Below are 16,862 nucleotides of genomic sequence, written 5' to 3' on the forward strand. Positions count from 1 at the left end.
ATGACTGATATCGCTGCATTATCCGGCTGGCTGACCGACTTTCGCCATGAATTACACCGATTCCCTGAACTCTCTAACCAGGAGTTCGCCACCACCGCCCGCCTGCGCGCCGCGCTGGAAAAACACCGGATTCATATTCTGCCGCTGGATTTAGCCACCGGGCTGGTCGTTGAACTGGGCGGCCAGCAGCCTGGCCCGCTGGTGGTGCTACGTGCCGACATCGATGCGCTGCCGATTGACGAAAAATCCGGTGTGCCATTCAGCTCTGAACATCCCGGCGTGATGCATGCCTGCGGCCACGACTTCCACAGCGCCAGCGCGCTCGGCGCAGCCATTTTGTTAAAAGCGCAGGAAGCCGAACTCCCGGGCCGGGTGCGCATTCTGTTTCAACCGGCGGAAGAGACGGGCCAGGGTGCGCCAGCAGTAATTGCCGCCGGCGCGCTGGATGGCGCAACGGCCATTTTTGGTATTCACAACGATCCGGCGCTGCCGGTCGGGGTAATGGGCAGCAAAGCCGGGGCGCTGACCGCCGGGGTTGACCGTTTCCGCATTGATATTACCGGCACCGGCAGCCACGCCGCGCGGCCGCACGAAGGCAATGATCCGGTGGTGATTGCCGGGCAGCTTATCACCACGCTGCAAACCTTAATCAGCCGCAATGTTCCCTCAGAGGAAAATGCCGTGCTGTCGATTACCCAGGTTCACAGCGGCAGCACCTGGAACGTAATCCCCGACAGCGCCTGGCTGGAAGGTACTGTGCGTACCTTTAGTCAGAAGGTGCGCGAGCAAATCGAGCAGCGCCTGCGCGATGTACTCTCCGGGTTGGGCACGGCGTTTAACGCGCAAATCGCTCTCGACTGGCAGCCCGGACCGCCGTCGGTGGTCAACAGCGAAACGTGGGTTGATCTGGCGCTGGAAACCGGACGCCAGAGCGGTTTTGACGCCCGGCGTATTGCCGCCAACCCGATCGGCGAAGACTTCGCGTTTTACCAACAGCATCTGCCCGGCGCGTTCATCATGATCGGTTCCGGCGGCCCTTATGCCCTGCACCACCCGCAATTCCGCGTTGATGACGCGGCGCTGTTCCCGACGTCGCAATGGTTGGCAAACCTGGCCGTGCAGGCGCTAAAAAAGGCGGCCGAATGAGCGAACTGACCCAGGCCGTTGCGCGGCTGATTGTTGACGCGCAACCCGACGATAACGCGCGGGAGCAGGCGCGACGCGGCGTACTCGATTTCTTTGCCGTCGCGCTGCCGCTGGTGAACGGCACGCTGCCCGACACCACGCTGCTGGCGTTACGCAAGATTTGGCCGGGGCAGGATGCCCAGTCACGCGCATTGCGTCTGGGCTACAGCGGGCATGCGCTGGATTTTGATGATTTTCATCCGGATTTTCGCGGCCACGTCGGAACGGTTATCCTCCCGGCGCTGCTGGCGTTGTCGGCGGCAGACGATATAACGGAGGGGTCACGTTTTCTCGATGCATTTGTGCTGGGGGTCGAGATGGCGGGTCGCCTCGGGCTGGCAGTGGGCAGCGGCCATTATGTGCAGGGGTTTCACAATACCGGCACGCTGGGCGCGCTGGCTGCAGCCGCCGCCTGCGCACGGCTGATTAACGCCAGCGCAGCGCAGACGGCAAATATCCTCGCGATTGCCGCAAGCCAGGCCGCCGGGCTGCGTGTGCAGTTCGGCGCTGATATCAAACCGCTGCACGCCGGGCTGGCAGCAAGAGCGGCGGTGACCGCCGTGCAGTTGACACAGCATGGCGTGGAAGCGAAAACCAACGGCGCGCTGGCAGGTTTTCTCGCCGCCTATAGCCCGGCGACGGCCGATCCGGCAAAACTGACCGCAGGCTGGGGCGCGCCCTGGCGCATTATCACGCCGGGGCTGGAATTCAAACCCTGGCCGACCTGCAGCGGCACCCACGGCGCGGCGCTGGCCGCGCTGGATCTGCGAGCGCAGTGGCTGGCGGCGGGATTTTCCGTCGAACAGTTATTTGCTGAGGTGGAACAGATTGCGGTGGCCTTTCCGCCCGGCGGCGATGTGGCGGCGTTTATTCGCGCACCCACGAACGGTGTTGAAGCCCGTTTCAGCCTGGAACATGTGATTGCAGAATGCTTGCTGGAAAAGGATTTACCGCTCGGCAGCTTCGGGCCCGGTACAGTGAAAACCCGCACCGCCGGGCTGGCGGCCCGCATCATCCGTACACCGGATAACAGCGCTCCGCCCGATGCCCTTAACCCGTCAGCGCGTTTTCATCGCCTGACTTTAACCACCCGCTCCGGCGCGCAGTTTACCGCGCACGCCACGCGCCAGCAGTTACTGGCGCAGGGAGTGGATTTAACGGAGAAGCTGCGGCGCTGCCTGCCGCAGGTGGATGATACCACCCGCGAACACTGGCTCGTGCTAACGCGTCTGGAAAACGCGCAGGCGTTACCGGCATTACAGGCGCTGCTGCTGGTTTAGAGCGGCGCAAAGGCCTGCACTTCGCCGACATCGCCGGTAAAGAGGGAAACCTGCACCACGGTGATCTGTCCGCTGCACCCCTGACCTAATGATGAAGTGCCGATATCGCGCGTTAACACGTTGGGGTTGCCGTGGCGGCACAGTGGACGCTGCGCCAGCGGGTCGACGGGATCGTACCAGGCGCCTGTCGGAAGCTGGACGACGCCGGGCATAATATCGTCGGCAATCCGCACCGCGGCCAGTACCGCACCGCGCGTGTTATGCAGCATCACAATCGCGCCCTCATCAATACCACGCGCGGCGGCGTCTATCGGGTGCATCGTACACACCTCTTTACCCTGCTTTTTGTGCTGTGCGCTGTGTCGCCCGTAATCAAGCTGGCTGTGCAGGCGGGTGGCGGGTTGATTGGCGATCAACCAAAGCGGATGCTGCGCGTCGGGCTGCTCGTCCGGCGTCAGCCACACCGGCAGACCGGGGCAATCCGGATAATTAAAACTGGCAATGGTCGCCGAGTAGATCTGGATTTTCCCGTCCGGCGTCGGTAGCGGATGCGCATCAGGATCGGCGCGGAAGCGGCGCATCAGCCGCCCGCCGTCGTCCACCTGCGGCAGTTGCAATATGCCTTCCCGCCAGAAATCGTCAAACGCGGGCGTGGAGACCCCTTCCTGCGTCAGTTTCTCCTGCATCTGACCGTACAGATGTTGTAACCACTCGCGCACCGTCCGGCCTTCGGTAAACGCCTCTTCACGCCCCAGACGGGCGGCAATATCGCGGAAAATAGCAAAGTCATCCCGCGCATGTCCCCACGGCTGCGCCACCGGGTGCATGGCGAACAGATAGCGATCGGTCGGTGCGCCGCCGATATCTTCACGCTCCAGCGTCATGGTGGCGGGCAAAATCAGATCCGCATGGCGGGCCGTGGCCGTCAGGCTGTGCTCATGAACGATTAAGGTATCCAACTGGCAAAACGCATGGCGCAGCCGCGCCAGATCCTGATGGTGATGGAACGGATTACCGCCCGCCCACCACGCTAATTTAATGTGTGGATAACGGCGACGCACGCCGTTGAAGTCGAACGGCTCGCCGGGATTGAGCAGCATATCGGCAATGCGCGCCACCGGAATAAGATCCTCCACGCCGTTGGCGCCCTGCGGTAGTGCAGGAAACGAGACGCGGTTAAACGCTTTACCGTAATGCCCCAGCGCCCCCAGCGCATAGGCGTATCCGCCGCCGGGCAGACCGGGTTGCCCCAGGGCGGCGGCCAGCACCAGGCCCAGCCATACCGGCTGCTCGCCGTATTGCGCCCGTTGCAGGGAGTGGGCGACCGTCACCAGCACCCGTTTTCCGTGCAGACGCCGTGCCAGCGCGACAATCTTTTCCGCCGGTACGCCGCAAATGGCTTCTGCCCATGCAGCATCGCGCACCGTGCCATCCTGTTCACCGGATAACGAAGCCACCAGCATCGGCCAGCCAGTGCAGTAACGGGCAAGAAATGCTTCATCGCTCAGCCCTTCGCGCCACAACGTGTGAAGCAGCGCGAGGATCAAGGCCGCATCGGTGCCCGGACGTACCGGCAGCCACTCACCCGCAGCCTCCTGCGGTAAGTCGCTGCGCAGCGGGCTGACGGAGATAAACGTCGCGCCACGCGCGGCGGCCTGGCGCATATAGCCGCGCTCGGTATGTTCACTCATTCCACCGCTGGCGACCTGCGAGTTTTTCAGCGCCAGCCCGCCGAACGCCAGCACGATATCGCTGTGTTCGGCGATCTCGCGCCAACTTACGCCGCGCCGGGCGATCTCATCCTGCGGAGCAACAATGTGCGGCAGAATGACGCAGGCAGCGGCGGAGCTGTACGACCACACCGAGCGCACATAACCGCCGATAGTGGTGTTGAGAAAGCGATGAAGCTGGCTTTGCGCATGGTGAAAACGCCCGGCGCTCGACCAGCCGTAAGAGCCGCCGAACACCGCCTGCGGGCCAAAATTATCCGCCACACGTTTCAATTCACTGGCCGCCAGATCCAGCGCCTGCTCCCAGCTAATAGCGATGTACTCATCTGCGCCGCGGCGCGCATCCGGGCCAGGGCCGTTCTCCAGCCAGCCTTTACGTACCATCGGCTGCGTGACACGCGCCGGGTGGCGCAGCGTATCAGCAAGGTTTTCCAGCAGCGGGCTGGGATCGGGATCGCCGGGAAACGGCGTAATCTACAGTTCGTCGCCGCTATCGGAGGCGGTGAATGCCCCCCAGTGCGAGCTGTGGGTAACAGAAGCCATAATTACAACACCGTAGAGAGGAAATGGCTGACGCGGGCGTTGGCGTTATTCTCCAGCAACTGGCGCGCCGGGCCGGAAGCGATGATTTTGCCTGCCTCCATAAAGACGATGTTGTCGGCCACTTCGCGGGCAAAACCAATCTCGTGGGTGACAATGACCATTGTGATGCCGGAGTGCGCCAGTGCTTTGATCACCTGCAATACTTCGCCCACCAGTTCCGGATCCAGCGCCGATGTCGGCTCATCAAACAGCATCACTTCCGGGTCCATCGCCAGCGCTCTGGCAATCGCCACACGCTGCTGCTGACCGCCGGAAAGCTGTTGCGGCCAGTCGTTTTCCCGCCCCGCCAGCCCCACTTGCTGCAACAGCAAGCGCGCTTTCGCCACCGCCTGCGCGCGCGGCTGTTTCTTCACGCGGATCGGCGCGTCGATAATGTTTTGCAGCACCGTGCGATGCGGGAACAGATTAAATTGCTGGAACACCATGCCAATGCGGCTGCGCTGGCGGGCGATTTTACTGTCGCTAACTTCAAACAGCGCCTGGCCTTTTTGTTCATAGCCCACCAGCTCCCCGCCGATACGTATGGTGCCCGCATCGAGCTTTTCCAGATGGTTAATGCAGCGCAGCAGCGTGGATTTCCCGGAACCCGACGGGCCGAGGATCACGGTAACCGAACCGGCATCGACATCCAGATCAACACTATCGACCACCGTCTGCCCGGAGAAGCGTTTGGTAATGTTGCGTAATTCGATGGCTTCAGCCATTGCTCACTCTCCTGGCATTCAACAGATAAACCGGCAGCTTACGGGCAAACCAGACTTTTGCTTCCACGCGTTTCACGCCGCGCGAGAAGTAGCGCTCAACATAGAACTGCCCGACCGACAACACCGAGGTGAGCAGCAGATACCATGCCGTTGCCACCAGCAACAGCGGGATCACTTCATAGGTGCGCTGGTAGATGATTTGCGCCGAGTAAAGCACGTCCTGCAAGGAGATCACCGACACCACAGCGGTGGTTTTGAGCTGGCCAATCACTTCGTTACCGGCAGGCGGCAGAATGGCACGCATCGCCTGCGGCAGTACGGTATGGCGGAAAATCTGCCCGCGCGAATAGCCGAGCGCCCGCGCGGCTTCCAGTTGGCCGTTGCCGACGCTCTGAATTCCGGCACGAATAATCTCCGCCGCATAGGCCGACTGGTGCATCACCAGCGCAATGACCGCCGCGCTGAACGGGCTTATCAGCGCGTTCGCCGGAGAACTGTAGAGTTCGCCAATCCCTGGCAAGGTTACTGAAATCGTTGGATAGAGCGCCGCAATGTTGTACCAGAGGAACAGTTGCACCAGCATCGGCACGCCACGGAAAAACCATGTATAGCCCCAGCTAACAGCGACCAGCACCGGATTCGATGAAAGGCGCATCAGCGCCAGCACAGTGCCGCCGGCAAAGCCGAGCACCACCGAAATGGCGGTCAGTTGCAACGTCATCAGCACGCCGCTGAGGATGGACTCTTCGGTGAAGCTTTGCGCCACTACGCCCCACTCAAAACGCGGGTTATTGAAAACAGAGTGCAGCAGCCCTGCCAGCAGCAGCAAAACGAACAGGGCGCTGAACCAGCGCCCGTAGTAGCGTTTTCCGATGATGCGCAGTTCATCCTGCGATTGTGAAGCGGTGGTGTGCGCCATTAGAAAATCTCTTCGTTACGTTTGGACTCTTTTACCGCGCCAAAACCGATCGACCAGTGGTCGAGGATCTTCTGGTAAGAGCCATCTTTGATCAAGGAGTTGAGCGCGGCCTGAACGGCCTCTTCCAGCCCGGAACCTTTCGGGAAGGCGATAGAAACCGGTGCATCGTTAACGCTGATTTGCCCGCTCATGGTCAGCGGTTTCACTTTGCTGACCTGCCAGGTCAGGCCTTCGTAAGGGCCAAAGAACATCGGCACGCGGCCGCTGACCACCGCCTGCACACCTGCCGGGCGATCCGGGAAGACGGCGACTTTAATCGGCGGTTTACCCTGCGCTTCACACGCTTTGCTGCCTTCGTTCAGGCGGTTGATTTGCGTAGTGCCAGCCCCGGCACCAATCTCTTTGCCGCACACCTGGGTGAGTTCGGTGAAGGCGGGAATATTGGCATCCTGGCGGGAAATAATGCCTAAGCGCGAGGCGTCGTAATAACTGACAAAATCAACCTGCTCCAGGCGTTTTTGCGTGGCGTTAATATTGGCGAGCGCCACATCGTAGCGGCCTGATTTCAGCCCCGGAATAATATTGTCGAAACCGCCGGTATCGTGCCATTGCACTTTCACGCCGAGACGTTCGGCAACGGCGGTCATAATATCGATTTCACGCCCGGCCAGCGTTTTATTATCTTCCTGATAAAACGTGGTTGGCGGCGTATTTGGATTGGTACCGGCAATAATATAACCACGCTTTGCAATATCGGCGGGTAATTTTGCGTTTAATGTTTTGTCCGCCTGAATCGTAAATGTCGGATGCGCGGGTACACTCTCTTCCGCCGCATTGGCCTGCTGCACGCCGCTTATTGCGAGGAGAAGGGAAAATATGCCGTATTTATTCATCTGTTTGTCGGTCCCCTGAAATGAGCAAAAAAACCAATATATTTTGTACAATCCATTCTGGTAGAGCGCTGAAAACGAGGGAACGAATAAAACCGGAAAAGCAATGCCAGGAATGGCATAAGCCAGCCTCCACGCGTAATGGCGCAACAATTGACAACGGTTCTGCGGCGCAGGTGCTAGCCTTAGTTATTTGTAAAATCCAACTGGCAAGGAGCGGACGATGAAGATTGAGCTGCACGATAAAGTCGCGCTGGTCACCGCCTCAACGGGCGGGATCGGCTTTGCAATTGCGAAAGGTCTGGCACAGAGCGGTGCGGAAGTGATCCTGAATGGACGCAGCGAAGGGTCGGTCAATAAGGCGAAAGAGGCGCTGACAAAGCAGGTGCCGGGCGCGCGTCTGCGCACGGCGATTGCCGATCTCGGTTCGGCGCAGGGCGTGGAAACACTGCTGAAAGCGGTGGCGGAAGCCGACATTCTGGTTAATAACGCCGGGATTTACGGCCCGCAGGATTTTTACGCTACCGATGATGAAACCTGGGAAAAATACTGGCAGACCAACGTGATGTCCGGCGTGCGCCTTTCCCGCGCGCTGCTGCCGGGCATGGTGAAAAAAGGCTGGGGCCGCGTGGTGTTTATCTCTTCGGAATCGGCGCTGAATATTCCGGCGGATATGATTCATTACGGGGTGACGAAAACTGCGCAGCTCTCGCTGGCGCGCGGGCTGGCAAAATTCGTCGCCGGTAGCGGTGTGACGGTTAACAGCGTGCTGCCGGGGCCGACGATGTCGGACGGTTTTGCCGATATGATGAAAGACGAGATCGAGAAAACCGGTAAATCGCTGGAAACGCTGGCGAAAGAGTTTGTGATGGCACACCGCCCGAGCTCGGTGATCCAGCGCGCGGCCACCGTCGAAGAGGTAGCAAACATGGTGGTTTACGTCTGTTCGAAACAGGCTTCGGCCACTTCCGGCGCGGCGCTGCGCGTTGATGGCGGCGTGGTGGACGATATTGTCTGAGCCGGTGGCTGCCCTCAACCCGGGCAGCCACTGTTTCAATTAAGCGTTTTCACCAGTACTTCGAACAGCAGACCGGGCCGGGTCGGAATGCCAAACCGGGTATCATCCACCGGAAACGGCTCGGTTTCCCCGGTGCGGCGATAGCCGCGACGCAGATACCAGACCAGCAGCGACTCCCGCACCTGCAACACCGTCATCAGGATACGTTTCCCGCCGCGCGCCTGACACCACTGTTCCGCCGCTTCCAGCAGGCGTCGGCCATACTGCGCATTCTGCTGCGACGGAGAAATCGCCAGCGATCCGAGATACCACACGCCGTCCTGCTGCGGCTCTACCCAGACACAGCCATCAATGCCGCTGGCGGTTTTCCAGACCAGCAACGTCGCCTGTGGTTTGCTCGCCAGCTCTTCACGTAGCGTTTGCTCGCTAATGCGATCGCCATCCAGTAAACCCGCTTCGGTTGTCCAGCCAGCTTCTTCGCCACCGCTGCGGTAAGCGCGGTTCAGTAATTTGACGACATCGGCGATTTCGTCTTCCCTCACGGGGCGAACATCGAGTTTGGTGTAACGCGCGCCACGAACCGGCAACGGGCGCTCGGCAAGGCGTTTTTCAAGCTGCGTGATCTGCTCGATAAAGTTGCCCGAAAGGCCTGCCGTCAGCTCCTGAACGACTTTGCCCAGCAGCGGCCATGCCATCTCTTCACCCCGCACAATGGCGTTTGTCCCCTCGTCCGTTAAGCGAATAAACGATTTTCGTCGATCTTCACCGTCACTCTGACGGGTGACTAACCCAGCGTGGATCAGGCGGTTGATACTGCTGGTCATCGCAGGCTGGCTAACCCGCGAACAGCGGGCCAGTTCGCCAATCGTCAAACCAGGCTGGCGATGGAGCGCCAGCAAAACCGGGTACAACCCGGCCGGTACATGAATCCCGGTATTTTGTACCAATACACTGGCTTCCGCCTGCAACTGCTCGGCCAGCCGTTTTAACCGGCTACCGAGAAAGGCGTAAGGCATATCAGAGAGAATATCCATTAGTCACCCGCAGAAATATATAATGACTTATATAAATCATTATATATACATACATACGGCAAATGAATTCAAGTCCAGAAGGCGAAAGAGAGAGAATCTTCAGGGCCAGTTGGGGTAGAAATGTGCCATCAAAATCATACACAGCGGCGTCGTTACGGTAGAGAACAGCGTGGAAAGCAGCATGCTGGTTGCCGTTGCGCCCTGCAATACCTGGAACTTTTGCGCCATCAGATAGACATTGATCCCCACCGCCATTGAGCCTAACAGCACCACCACCTGGCTTTCCTGACGCGGCAGATGCAGCAGATACGCTATCGCCCAAATCAGCCCCGGCATCAGGATCAGCTTCAACAGGCAGATAGCGCCGCTTTCGCGCAGCCCTTTGCGGATTTGATAGCGCGACAGGCTCATGCCGAGGGTGATGAGCGTCAGCGGCGCGGCCACCTGCGCCACCATGCTGACCGGGCTATCGAGGAAGCCAGGCACCGGGCGATGCAGCAGAAAGCTCCAGGCAAAACCGGTGAAAATGCCGATGATAATCGGGTTACGCAGTACGCTGAGCAGCGTTTTGCCAATCCCGCGCAGCGAGAAGCTGCCGTTCTGCGCCCACTCCACCGACACGGTGACCAGCGTCCACAGGATCAGGCTGTTAAACACTAAAACCAGCGCCACCGAAGCGAGGCTCGCCGGGCCAAGCAGGATCACCGCGACAGGAATGCCGAGCATCACGTTGTTAGAGAAGATGCCCGCAAGGCCAAACACCGAGGCAGAAACCGAATCCAGGCGAAATATGCCTTTCGCCAGAATCCGCCCGATAACGTAGATCACAAAGCAAGTGCCGAAATAAGCAATCAGCAACCGCACATCCACCGCCGGGCTTTCGTAGAATTTACTCATTACTTTGAACAACATACAGGGGATCGCCACGTTAAAGCAGAAGCGGTTTAACCCCTCATTGACCGATTCCGGCCAGCCGGCAAAGCGCCCCAGCGAGTATCCCAGTGCAATCAGTAAAAAGAGCGGCGCAGAGAGCAAAAGTTGCTGCACAAGCTGGCCGAAAAATTCAGCTGTATCCATCCCTTACCCTGTTGATATTGATAAAAGTGATTTTCTCTTTGTTTTCCGCAGTATAGGGGATGGTTTTGCGTACGTCTGCTTGCCTGACGCCCGTTTTGTGAGAAATGGCTTGCGCCTGGAAATCTCAAAAAAGGATGTGGAACTAAAACGGGGGGCTTACAATTACTCCCAACTTTTTTAATTGTTTCTTCGCGCTATTACTTATTGCATCATTATTAGCGGCACTAAGTAACTTTAATTTTTCAATAGCATCTTTATTATTTATTTTTGCCAAGGTTCTTATACATTTATCTGCCAACACGAAATCTTCATCATAATCACGATAACTGAGCTTTAATAATGCTGCGTAATATAGAGAATTTACACTTGACGCACTCTTATAAAAATCCAATAGTCTAACCAATTCTTCATGCTTTTCATGCCAATCATCTGTAATCAAATCATTTAAGACATCAATGCATTTGAATTCATAACTTACCACAGCAGCAAGATATAGCAATAGATCAACGAATTCACCATCCTTCGCTTCACGGGCTAAAATAAGTTCGTTGCATATATCTAGTTCTCCATGCGCCTCATTGAATTTATTAAGAAATCGTGAAAAGTCAATATCGTTTTTCATTAACGACACAATCAATTTTTTCTTTTCAGGTATCATTTATGTTAATTTAACCTTTCAAAACTCTGAATGCCATTATTGAATATATCTAACGTTTTACCTTTTCCTGGGCCGATATTTATTTGGTCGTCTTCAGATTTAAAGAATGCATTATTTTCTTTCCATCTTTTACCCACTTCTGGCATATCAGGATAGGTCATCCAGGTCAGTGCTGCTGAATCTTTAACATTTATAGATTTTATGCGCTGAACGCGCCGCGCCAGACGATATCGCCGTTACTGTCGGTGACCGATTGCGGCAGCCCGTTGATTTCGCTGTGATACCAGTAAATTTCTGCATACTGCTGGCGGCTGTCGACGCGCGCCAGCGGCTCGTAGCTGTTTTCCGTGTAGATATACGGCACGGCGGCTTCCGGGTCGCGGTCGCCAGTTTCGCCCACCATTTGCAGCCCGGACCATGCGTACTGCGTGCGTTCCGGCGTGCGGCTGTGCCGTCGCCACACCTGTTTCTCCGTGCGGCGGCCCAGCGCGTCGTAACGGTATTCCGCTTTGCTGAACTCCGCATCGCCTTGTTAATGCTCTGGTATGTTTAATAAAGCCCGAAGGCTATCGTTATAACCATCGAGCTTTTCAGGCATTATTTTTAATTATCACCAGCCAGCCCAGGCATCATATTTGAAATTTTCGTCAATAGATTTAAAGTCAACTCCTTTTAAACCCAGCATTTCAAATTTTTCTTTAAAAGACCAGGAGCATACTGGCTTTGATAATTCCTGACAGAAAAAGAGATTGTTTTTTATTTCTTTTTTTACAATAAACAAATCAATTGTATCATAATACGTTTTATCAAGCCCACGAGATTCCGGGGTATTCAGCAAACCTGACTCAACATCCTGAGAAATCGTATAGTCAGACTTTTCTCGATCGAGAATCTCAATATAGTCCAGCAAGAAAAATAAATAATACTCTTTTCCAGGTTTTTTCTTTCTAAGGAGTGAGATATCAACTGGGATATGTATGCTATGTACCAAATATTCTTCACACAGTCTAAGAAAATCAAAAGAGACCAGATTATCACTAATCAAAAAATCGCCATCTAATTGTGTAGCACTCGCTTTTAAACGATATGCCGGAGAAAAATCAGTGGATTTTGGCGGCGCTGTAAAAATATCATAATCCGGTAATTCCGGGTCCCACTCTTTATCCATAAAATACGGAGAACCAACATCATCTGGTAAATATTCCATAACATAAAATTGTTCAGTTGTATTACTCATAGTAATCTCCCGGTATTCGGATCAATTTTAAACATGCCAGACTCAAGACCTTTGCTTGCCCAATCCTGGATGTTTTTTACGCCTAATGCCAGTTGAGTATCACTCATTCTGCTGGCCTGACTTGCAAGTTGAGTTAATCGGCCTCTAACAGCAGCGGTATACTGATTGTGATTAGACCAGTGGCCAGGGAGTCCTATCTTCCCTGCCAGATCTTGAGAGCCAGGTAAGAAAATGCCATTTGAAGCGCCATCGCCATTCCAACCAATTTTTCGAAGCCTTTCAAAAATTGGTTTAAAGTTTTTATCTTTTATCAATTCTTCCGGAATAAGGTGATGGTTCGCCATGCCATCACCACTCCGTGCTCCCATATTACGCCCTAACACACAGCTACTAAGTCCCAAAGGGTCAATCCATGCTAAGGGATCGCCAACATAGGTATACGTATTCAACCCACCCAGCAACCCTATCGGGTCCATCTGGGTGTAGCAGCCACCGGTCGGGTCATAGTAGCGGAACGTGTTGTAGTGCAGCCCGGTTTCGCGGTCGAGATACTGTCCCTGGAAGCGCAGGTTTTGTGGGGTGTCCCACCTCAGCGCGTCGTTTTCCCGCTCCGTGCGTCCCCATGCGCTGAACGCGCCGCGCCAGACGATATCGCCGTTACTGTCGGTGACCGATTGCGGCAGCCCGTTGATTTCGCTGTGATACCAGTAAATTTCCGCGTACTGCTGGCGGCTGTCGACGCGCGCCAGCGGCTCGTAGCTGTTTTCCGTGTAGATATACTGCACGGCGGCTTCCGGCTCGCGGTCGCCAGTTTCGCCCACCATTTGCAGCCCGGACCATGCGTACTGCGTGCGTTCCGGCGTGCGGCTGTGCCGTCGCCACACCTGTTTCTCCGTGCGGCGGCCCAGTGCGTCGTAACGGTATTCCGCTTTGCTGAACTCCGCGTCGCCTTCAATGAGGACCTGGCTGATGCGCTGCTCATCGTCATAACTGAAGCGCTGCACGATACCGCGATGCGTATCGTGGCGTTCCGTCATGCGCCCGAAGCCGTCATATTCGCGGCGCACGCCGTCGAGGCGTTTTAGCAGGTTGTCCCAGACTGGCGGCAAATCCGCTGTTGTGCGGTTGTCTGCCGCGTCATACCAGAAACGCTCTTCTCCAGAAGGCTGAATACTCTGCGTCATGCGACCTGCTGCATCGTATCCCCACAGCGACTGGCGATATTTATCCGCAGGCGTCGACGGCGCGCCATCGGTGTACATCTGGCGGATGATCTGATCGGCCCGATCCCACTGGTAGCGGCGCTCAAACACCAGCCTCTGGCGCACATTATCAACGCAGCGCCGCTGGCTGATGCGCCCGGCGATGTCGTAGTGCGTTTCCAGCTCCACCGCACCCGTGGTGCGTCGGGCCTCCCGGTGCAGTTTGTCACGCTGGTAACTGGCAACCGGCAGCGTATTCCCGCCAACGGCAAGCTGCATCTCCAACAAATGCCCGGTACCGTAGCGCAGATACTGCAACTGCCGCCCGTCCGGGAAAGTGGTCGCGCTGAGATTGCTTAATGCATCGTACTGATGCAGATACGCGCCGGAATGGTTCTCTTCCCCCACCAGATCGCCGAGTTTATTGCGGCGGAAAACCACCACTTCGCCATTCTCCGGCTCGCGCTGGTCGATCATCGCCTGCCGCCACGCTCTGTACGGGAAGCAGTGAATTTCGGTAGTCAGGGCGTTGTAGCGATACTCGGTGCGGTGTTGCTCGGTTTCCCGCACAACCATGCGGCCGATCGCATCGTATTCATAATTCGTCACCAGCGGCGACAAACCGCTACCGCTGGCGGGATGACGCACCAGCGTCGCCACCTGCTGCATGGCGTTGTACTGATACTCCGTCTGCCGACCGGCGTAATCGTGCTGGCGGGTCAGCAAGCCTTCAGGCGTATAGTCAAAGCGCCATTGCTGGTTGTTAGCGTTGGTCAGCGTCACCAGGCGGCCCGCGCGGTTGAAGCGAAAACGCGTCACCTGCCCGGCGGGATCGATAGCCTCAATCACCTGGCCGCGCGCATTGAGCGTCACTTTACGCTCCAGCAGGCCATCAATGTTCTGCCCGCACAGCAACCCGGCGTGGTTATAGCTGAACAGGGTTTCTCGCCCGTCGGCGCGGATCCAGGTTTGCAGACGGCCTGCCGGGCTCCAGATATAGCGTTCGCTGTTGCCGAGCGGATCGGTGGTGCTAATCAGTTTGCCGGAAGCGTCATACTGGTTGCGACTCTGATAGCCGGAACAATCTTCTTCACGGATAAGCTGGCCGAGCGCGTCCCACCAGAAGCGATGGCTGTTCTCCAGCGCATCAATGCGCCGCAGCAGATCGCCCTGCGCGTTCCACTCAAAGCGCGTTACGCCACCTTCCGGATCGGTCAGTTTCACCACATCGCCCGCAACGTTGTATTCGTACTGCCAGATTGCGCCATCGGGCAGTACTTCTTTCAACGGGAAGGCGTACAGCGGATGCCAGCTGGTCAGCGTCGTGCGGCCCAGCGGATCGCGCTCCATGGTCAGATTGCCGCGCGCATCCCATGCATATTCCCAGCTCGCGCCGTCCGGCTGCACCATTGCCAGCAGTTGTTCAGTGTTGCCCGCCCAGCGAAATTGCCATTTGCCGCCGTGCAGATCGGTGTAAGCGGTGATGCGAAACAGTTCATCCCAGTGATGTTCGCTTGAGACGCCTTCGTCGTTGCTGACGCGCGCGCGACGCTGTGTTTCATCGGCATCGATACGCCAGCGTTCCAGCACCTCGCCACGATCATCAAGCACCTGATACGCCTCAACGCGCCAGTGCCGCGAGTTGGCGTCGGGCCGCCACTGGTACTGCACTTTCAGCCCGGTGGCGTAGGCATGCCAGGCCATCATCTCGCTGGCCTGATCCCAGCCGAACTGGCGGGTGACGATGCCGTCGGCGTCGGTGACGGCGATCAATTGCCCCTGCTCGTTAAAACGGTAAGAGACCAACAGATGGCGCGCGCCATCGTACGCCTGATAAACCGCGCACAGGCGGCCGGAAAGCGCGTCATACTCCAGCTCAACGTCCAGCGCCTCGTTATCGCCGGAGATGCGCGCCAGTTGCCCGCGCTCGTTCCAGCTAAAGTGCTGTACGTTTTCATGGCGGTCATAAATGCGCTGAATGCGCCACTCGCCGGGACGCGTTGGGTCCGGTTCGTACAACTGGTGCTCGCCGTCATTTTGCTGAATGACCATCGCCCCGTTCGGGCTACAGAACAGCTTAATGCCATCTTCCTGGTAATCGATCATGTCGCCCGGCTGCACATTTCCCATGCCCAGCTCGCGGCCAGTCATATCGAGGAATATCAGCTGATTATCCGCTTGCCGGTAAAGGCGGGTTTCAAACGGTAGCATCCAGCCGGTGCCGAGCATGCCGGTTGACAGGTTGCGGCTGTGGTAAATGCGCTGCCAGTAAAGCGGCATTCTGTCCGGCAGCACGAAATCGAGATCCTCTTCTTTGCTGAGGATTTTCGCGCCGGTAAGGATATTGACCGGGTGTACGGTGTTTACTGCTGCCGCCAGTACCGGCATCACGCCCGCCGAGGCAACATAAGCGCCAAGCGGACAGATAATTTCCCGCATCAGGCGGTTCACGATCAGCCGGTTACAGCCCATCTTGATAAGCGAGGGGATAATCGCCACGACCGCGCTGCCAAGCAGGTTGCCCGCGAGGTAAGCCAGTTGGTTTTTACCGCTGTGGATATCGCGCACGGTGATGGTGTCGCCACCGATACGCACGCGCGGGTTTTCGCTGACTTTGATTTCCGCTTCGCAGGTGCTGAGGTGACCATTGCGGGCAGCGGGCTGGTTGTTGATCAGCACCGCTTTTGAACCCTGGGCGATAAAGTTGCTGCTGGTAACCATATGGCCTTTTTTGCAGGCCACGTTATCGTGCGGCGCGGGAGACGCATACGGGCTGGCGCTCTCCACCAGCGGCTGCGTCAGGTCGTTCCAGGTGTTTTTTCCCCACTGTTTGACATCGTCGAGGGTCAGCTTGCTGGCGCGTTCAGCCATCGCCATCAGCGCTTCGCCCGGCATCAGCGCCGTTTTCAGCGTTGCGGCGACGCCCGCCAGCGCCATCATGCCGAACCCGGCCCAGTCGAAGCTGCTCTCGTCCGCAGAAGCGGTCGCGTTCAGATAATCGCGATCGACGGTGCCAGCGGCACGTGCCGCCTTTTTGCCCATGATCAGCACGTTATCCGAACCAGAGATAATTTGCGCATCGGGAGGCCCAGGGTCTATCAGGCTATCGACGAGTTTTCCCGCCGCATTGCCCACGCTCTCCAGCGCGCCGCTGAACATCAAGCCAGCCACCGCCACACCGGCGACGACGATACCGATAGGCGTGGTAGCGGCAATAAAGATCGCGGCGACAATCGCCCCTTCCACTAATCCGCCGACAAAATCTGCCAGCGCAGAGCTATGGATCAGCGGGTCATCAATGCGCGCTGCAAGGTAATCCGTCATC

At 57.1% G+C, this 16,862-nt stretch carries 13 protein-coding genes and 1 pseudogene; 3 read left to right on the forward strand and 11 right to left on the reverse strand.

Features of this window, described 5'->3' with window-relative positions:
- Together DK872_RS13085 and DK872_RS13090 are read left to right on the forward strand one after the other, a co-directional pair.
- The gene (locus DK872_RS13085; protein ID WP_161518425.1) at nucleotides 1-1,146 is read left to right on the forward strand and encodes an amidohydrolase; all 1,146 of its coding nucleotides are present in this window, start codon (nucleotides 1-3) and stop codon (nucleotides 1,144-1,146) included.
- The gene (locus tag DK872_RS13090; protein ID WP_161518426.1) at nucleotides 1,143-2,465 is read left to right on the forward strand and encodes an MmgE/PrpD family protein; all 1,323 of its coding nucleotides are present in this window, start codon (nucleotides 1,143-1,145) and stop codon (nucleotides 2,463-2,465) included. Before DK872_RS13085 ends, DK872_RS13090 begins: the two co-directional genes overlap by 4 nt.
- Here DK872_RS13090 and DK872_RS13095 read toward each other — a convergent pair.
- From DK872_RS13095 to DK872_RS13110, 4 genes and pseudogenes are all read right to left on the reverse strand, one after another.
- Nucleotides 2,462-4,738: pseudogene (locus DK872_RS13095) on the reverse strand (molybdopterin-dependent oxidoreductase). The gene DK872_RS13090 and the pseudogene DK872_RS13095 sit on opposite strands and share 4 nt — an antisense overlap.
- Nucleotides 4,739-4,740: 2 nt before the next feature.
- Nucleotides 4,741-5,502, reverse strand: a complete 762-nt coding sequence (locus tag DK872_RS13100) for an amino acid ABC transporter ATP-binding protein (protein WP_007369637.1) — start codon at nucleotides 5,500-5,502, stop codon at nucleotides 4,741-4,743.
- Nucleotides 5,495-6,421, reverse strand: coding sequence for an amino acid ABC transporter permease (locus tag DK872_RS13105; RefSeq protein ID WP_007369636.1), 927 nt, complete (start codon nucleotides 6,419-6,421; stop codon nucleotides 5,495-5,497). Before DK872_RS13105 ends, DK872_RS13100 begins: the two co-directional genes overlap by 8 nt.
- A complete protein-coding gene (locus tag DK872_RS13110) occupies nucleotides 6,421-7,314 on the reverse strand; it encodes an ABC transporter substrate-binding protein (RefSeq protein WP_035886702.1) in 894 nt (297 codons plus the stop codon). Before DK872_RS13110 ends, DK872_RS13105 begins: the two co-directional genes overlap by 1 nt.
- 220 nt (nucleotides 7,315-7,534) lie before the next feature.
- On the opposite strand from DK872_RS13110, the gene DK872_RS13115 reads away from it, so the two are divergent.
- Nucleotides 7,535-8,329 (forward strand): SDR family NAD(P)-dependent oxidoreductase, encoded by a 795-nt coding sequence (locus DK872_RS13115; RefSeq protein WP_007369634.1) that lies wholly within the window; start codon nucleotides 7,535-7,537, stop codon nucleotides 8,327-8,329.
- A 35-nt stretch (nucleotides 8,330-8,364) separates the two neighbouring features.
- On the opposite strand, the gene DK872_RS13120 is transcribed toward DK872_RS13115, so the two are convergent.
- From DK872_RS13120 to DK872_RS13150, 7 genes are all read right to left on the reverse strand, one after another.
- The gene (locus DK872_RS13120; RefSeq protein ID WP_071921657.1) at nucleotides 8,365-9,363 is read right to left on the reverse strand and encodes a bifunctional helix-turn-helix transcriptional regulator/GNAT family N-acetyltransferase; all 999 of its coding nucleotides are present in this window, start codon (nucleotides 9,361-9,363) and stop codon (nucleotides 8,365-8,367) included.
- A gap of 99 nt (nucleotides 9,364-9,462) precedes the next feature.
- A complete protein-coding gene (locus DK872_RS13125; RefSeq protein WP_007369632.1) occupies nucleotides 9,463-10,440 on the reverse strand; it encodes an AEC family transporter in 978 nt (325 codons plus the stop codon).
- A 142-nt stretch (nucleotides 10,441-10,582) separates the two neighbouring features.
- Complete coding sequence (locus DK872_RS13130) at nucleotides 10,583-11,062, reverse strand: hypothetical protein (RefSeq protein WP_236946367.1); 480 nt, start codon at nucleotides 11,060-11,062, stop codon at nucleotides 10,583-10,585.
- A gap of 41 nt (nucleotides 11,063-11,103) precedes the next feature.
- Nucleotides 11,104-11,259 carry a hypothetical protein gene (locus tag DK872_RS13135; RefSeq protein ID WP_161518427.1) on the reverse strand — a complete coding sequence of 52 codons (156 nt, stop codon included), beginning with the start codon at nucleotides 11,257-11,259 and terminating at the stop codon, nucleotides 11,104-11,106.
- Nucleotides 11,260-11,297: 38 nt separating this feature from the next.
- Nucleotides 11,298-11,561 (reverse strand): RHS domain-containing protein, encoded by a 264-nt coding sequence (locus DK872_RS13140; protein ID WP_071921658.1) that lies wholly within the window; start codon nucleotides 11,559-11,561, stop codon nucleotides 11,298-11,300.
- Nucleotides 11,562-11,708: 147 nt separating this feature from the next.
- Nucleotides 11,709-12,335, reverse strand: coding sequence for an imm11 family protein (locus tag DK872_RS13145; RefSeq protein WP_071921659.1), 627 nt, complete (start codon nucleotides 12,333-12,335; stop codon nucleotides 11,709-11,711).
- On the reverse strand, nucleotides 12,332-16,861 hold the full coding sequence (locus DK872_RS13150; protein WP_161518428.1) for an RHS repeat-associated core domain-containing protein: 4,530 nt from the start codon (nucleotides 16,859-16,861) through the stop codon (nucleotides 12,332-12,334). The genes DK872_RS13145 and DK872_RS13150 overlap by 4 nt, the downstream gene beginning before the upstream one ends.
- Nucleotide 16,862 lies beyond the last annotated feature (1 nt).

Source organism: Kosakonia sp. MH5 (genome assembly GCF_009935945.1).
GTDB lineage: Bacteria > Pseudomonadota > Gammaproteobacteria > Enterobacterales > Enterobacteriaceae > Kosakonia > Kosakonia radicincitans.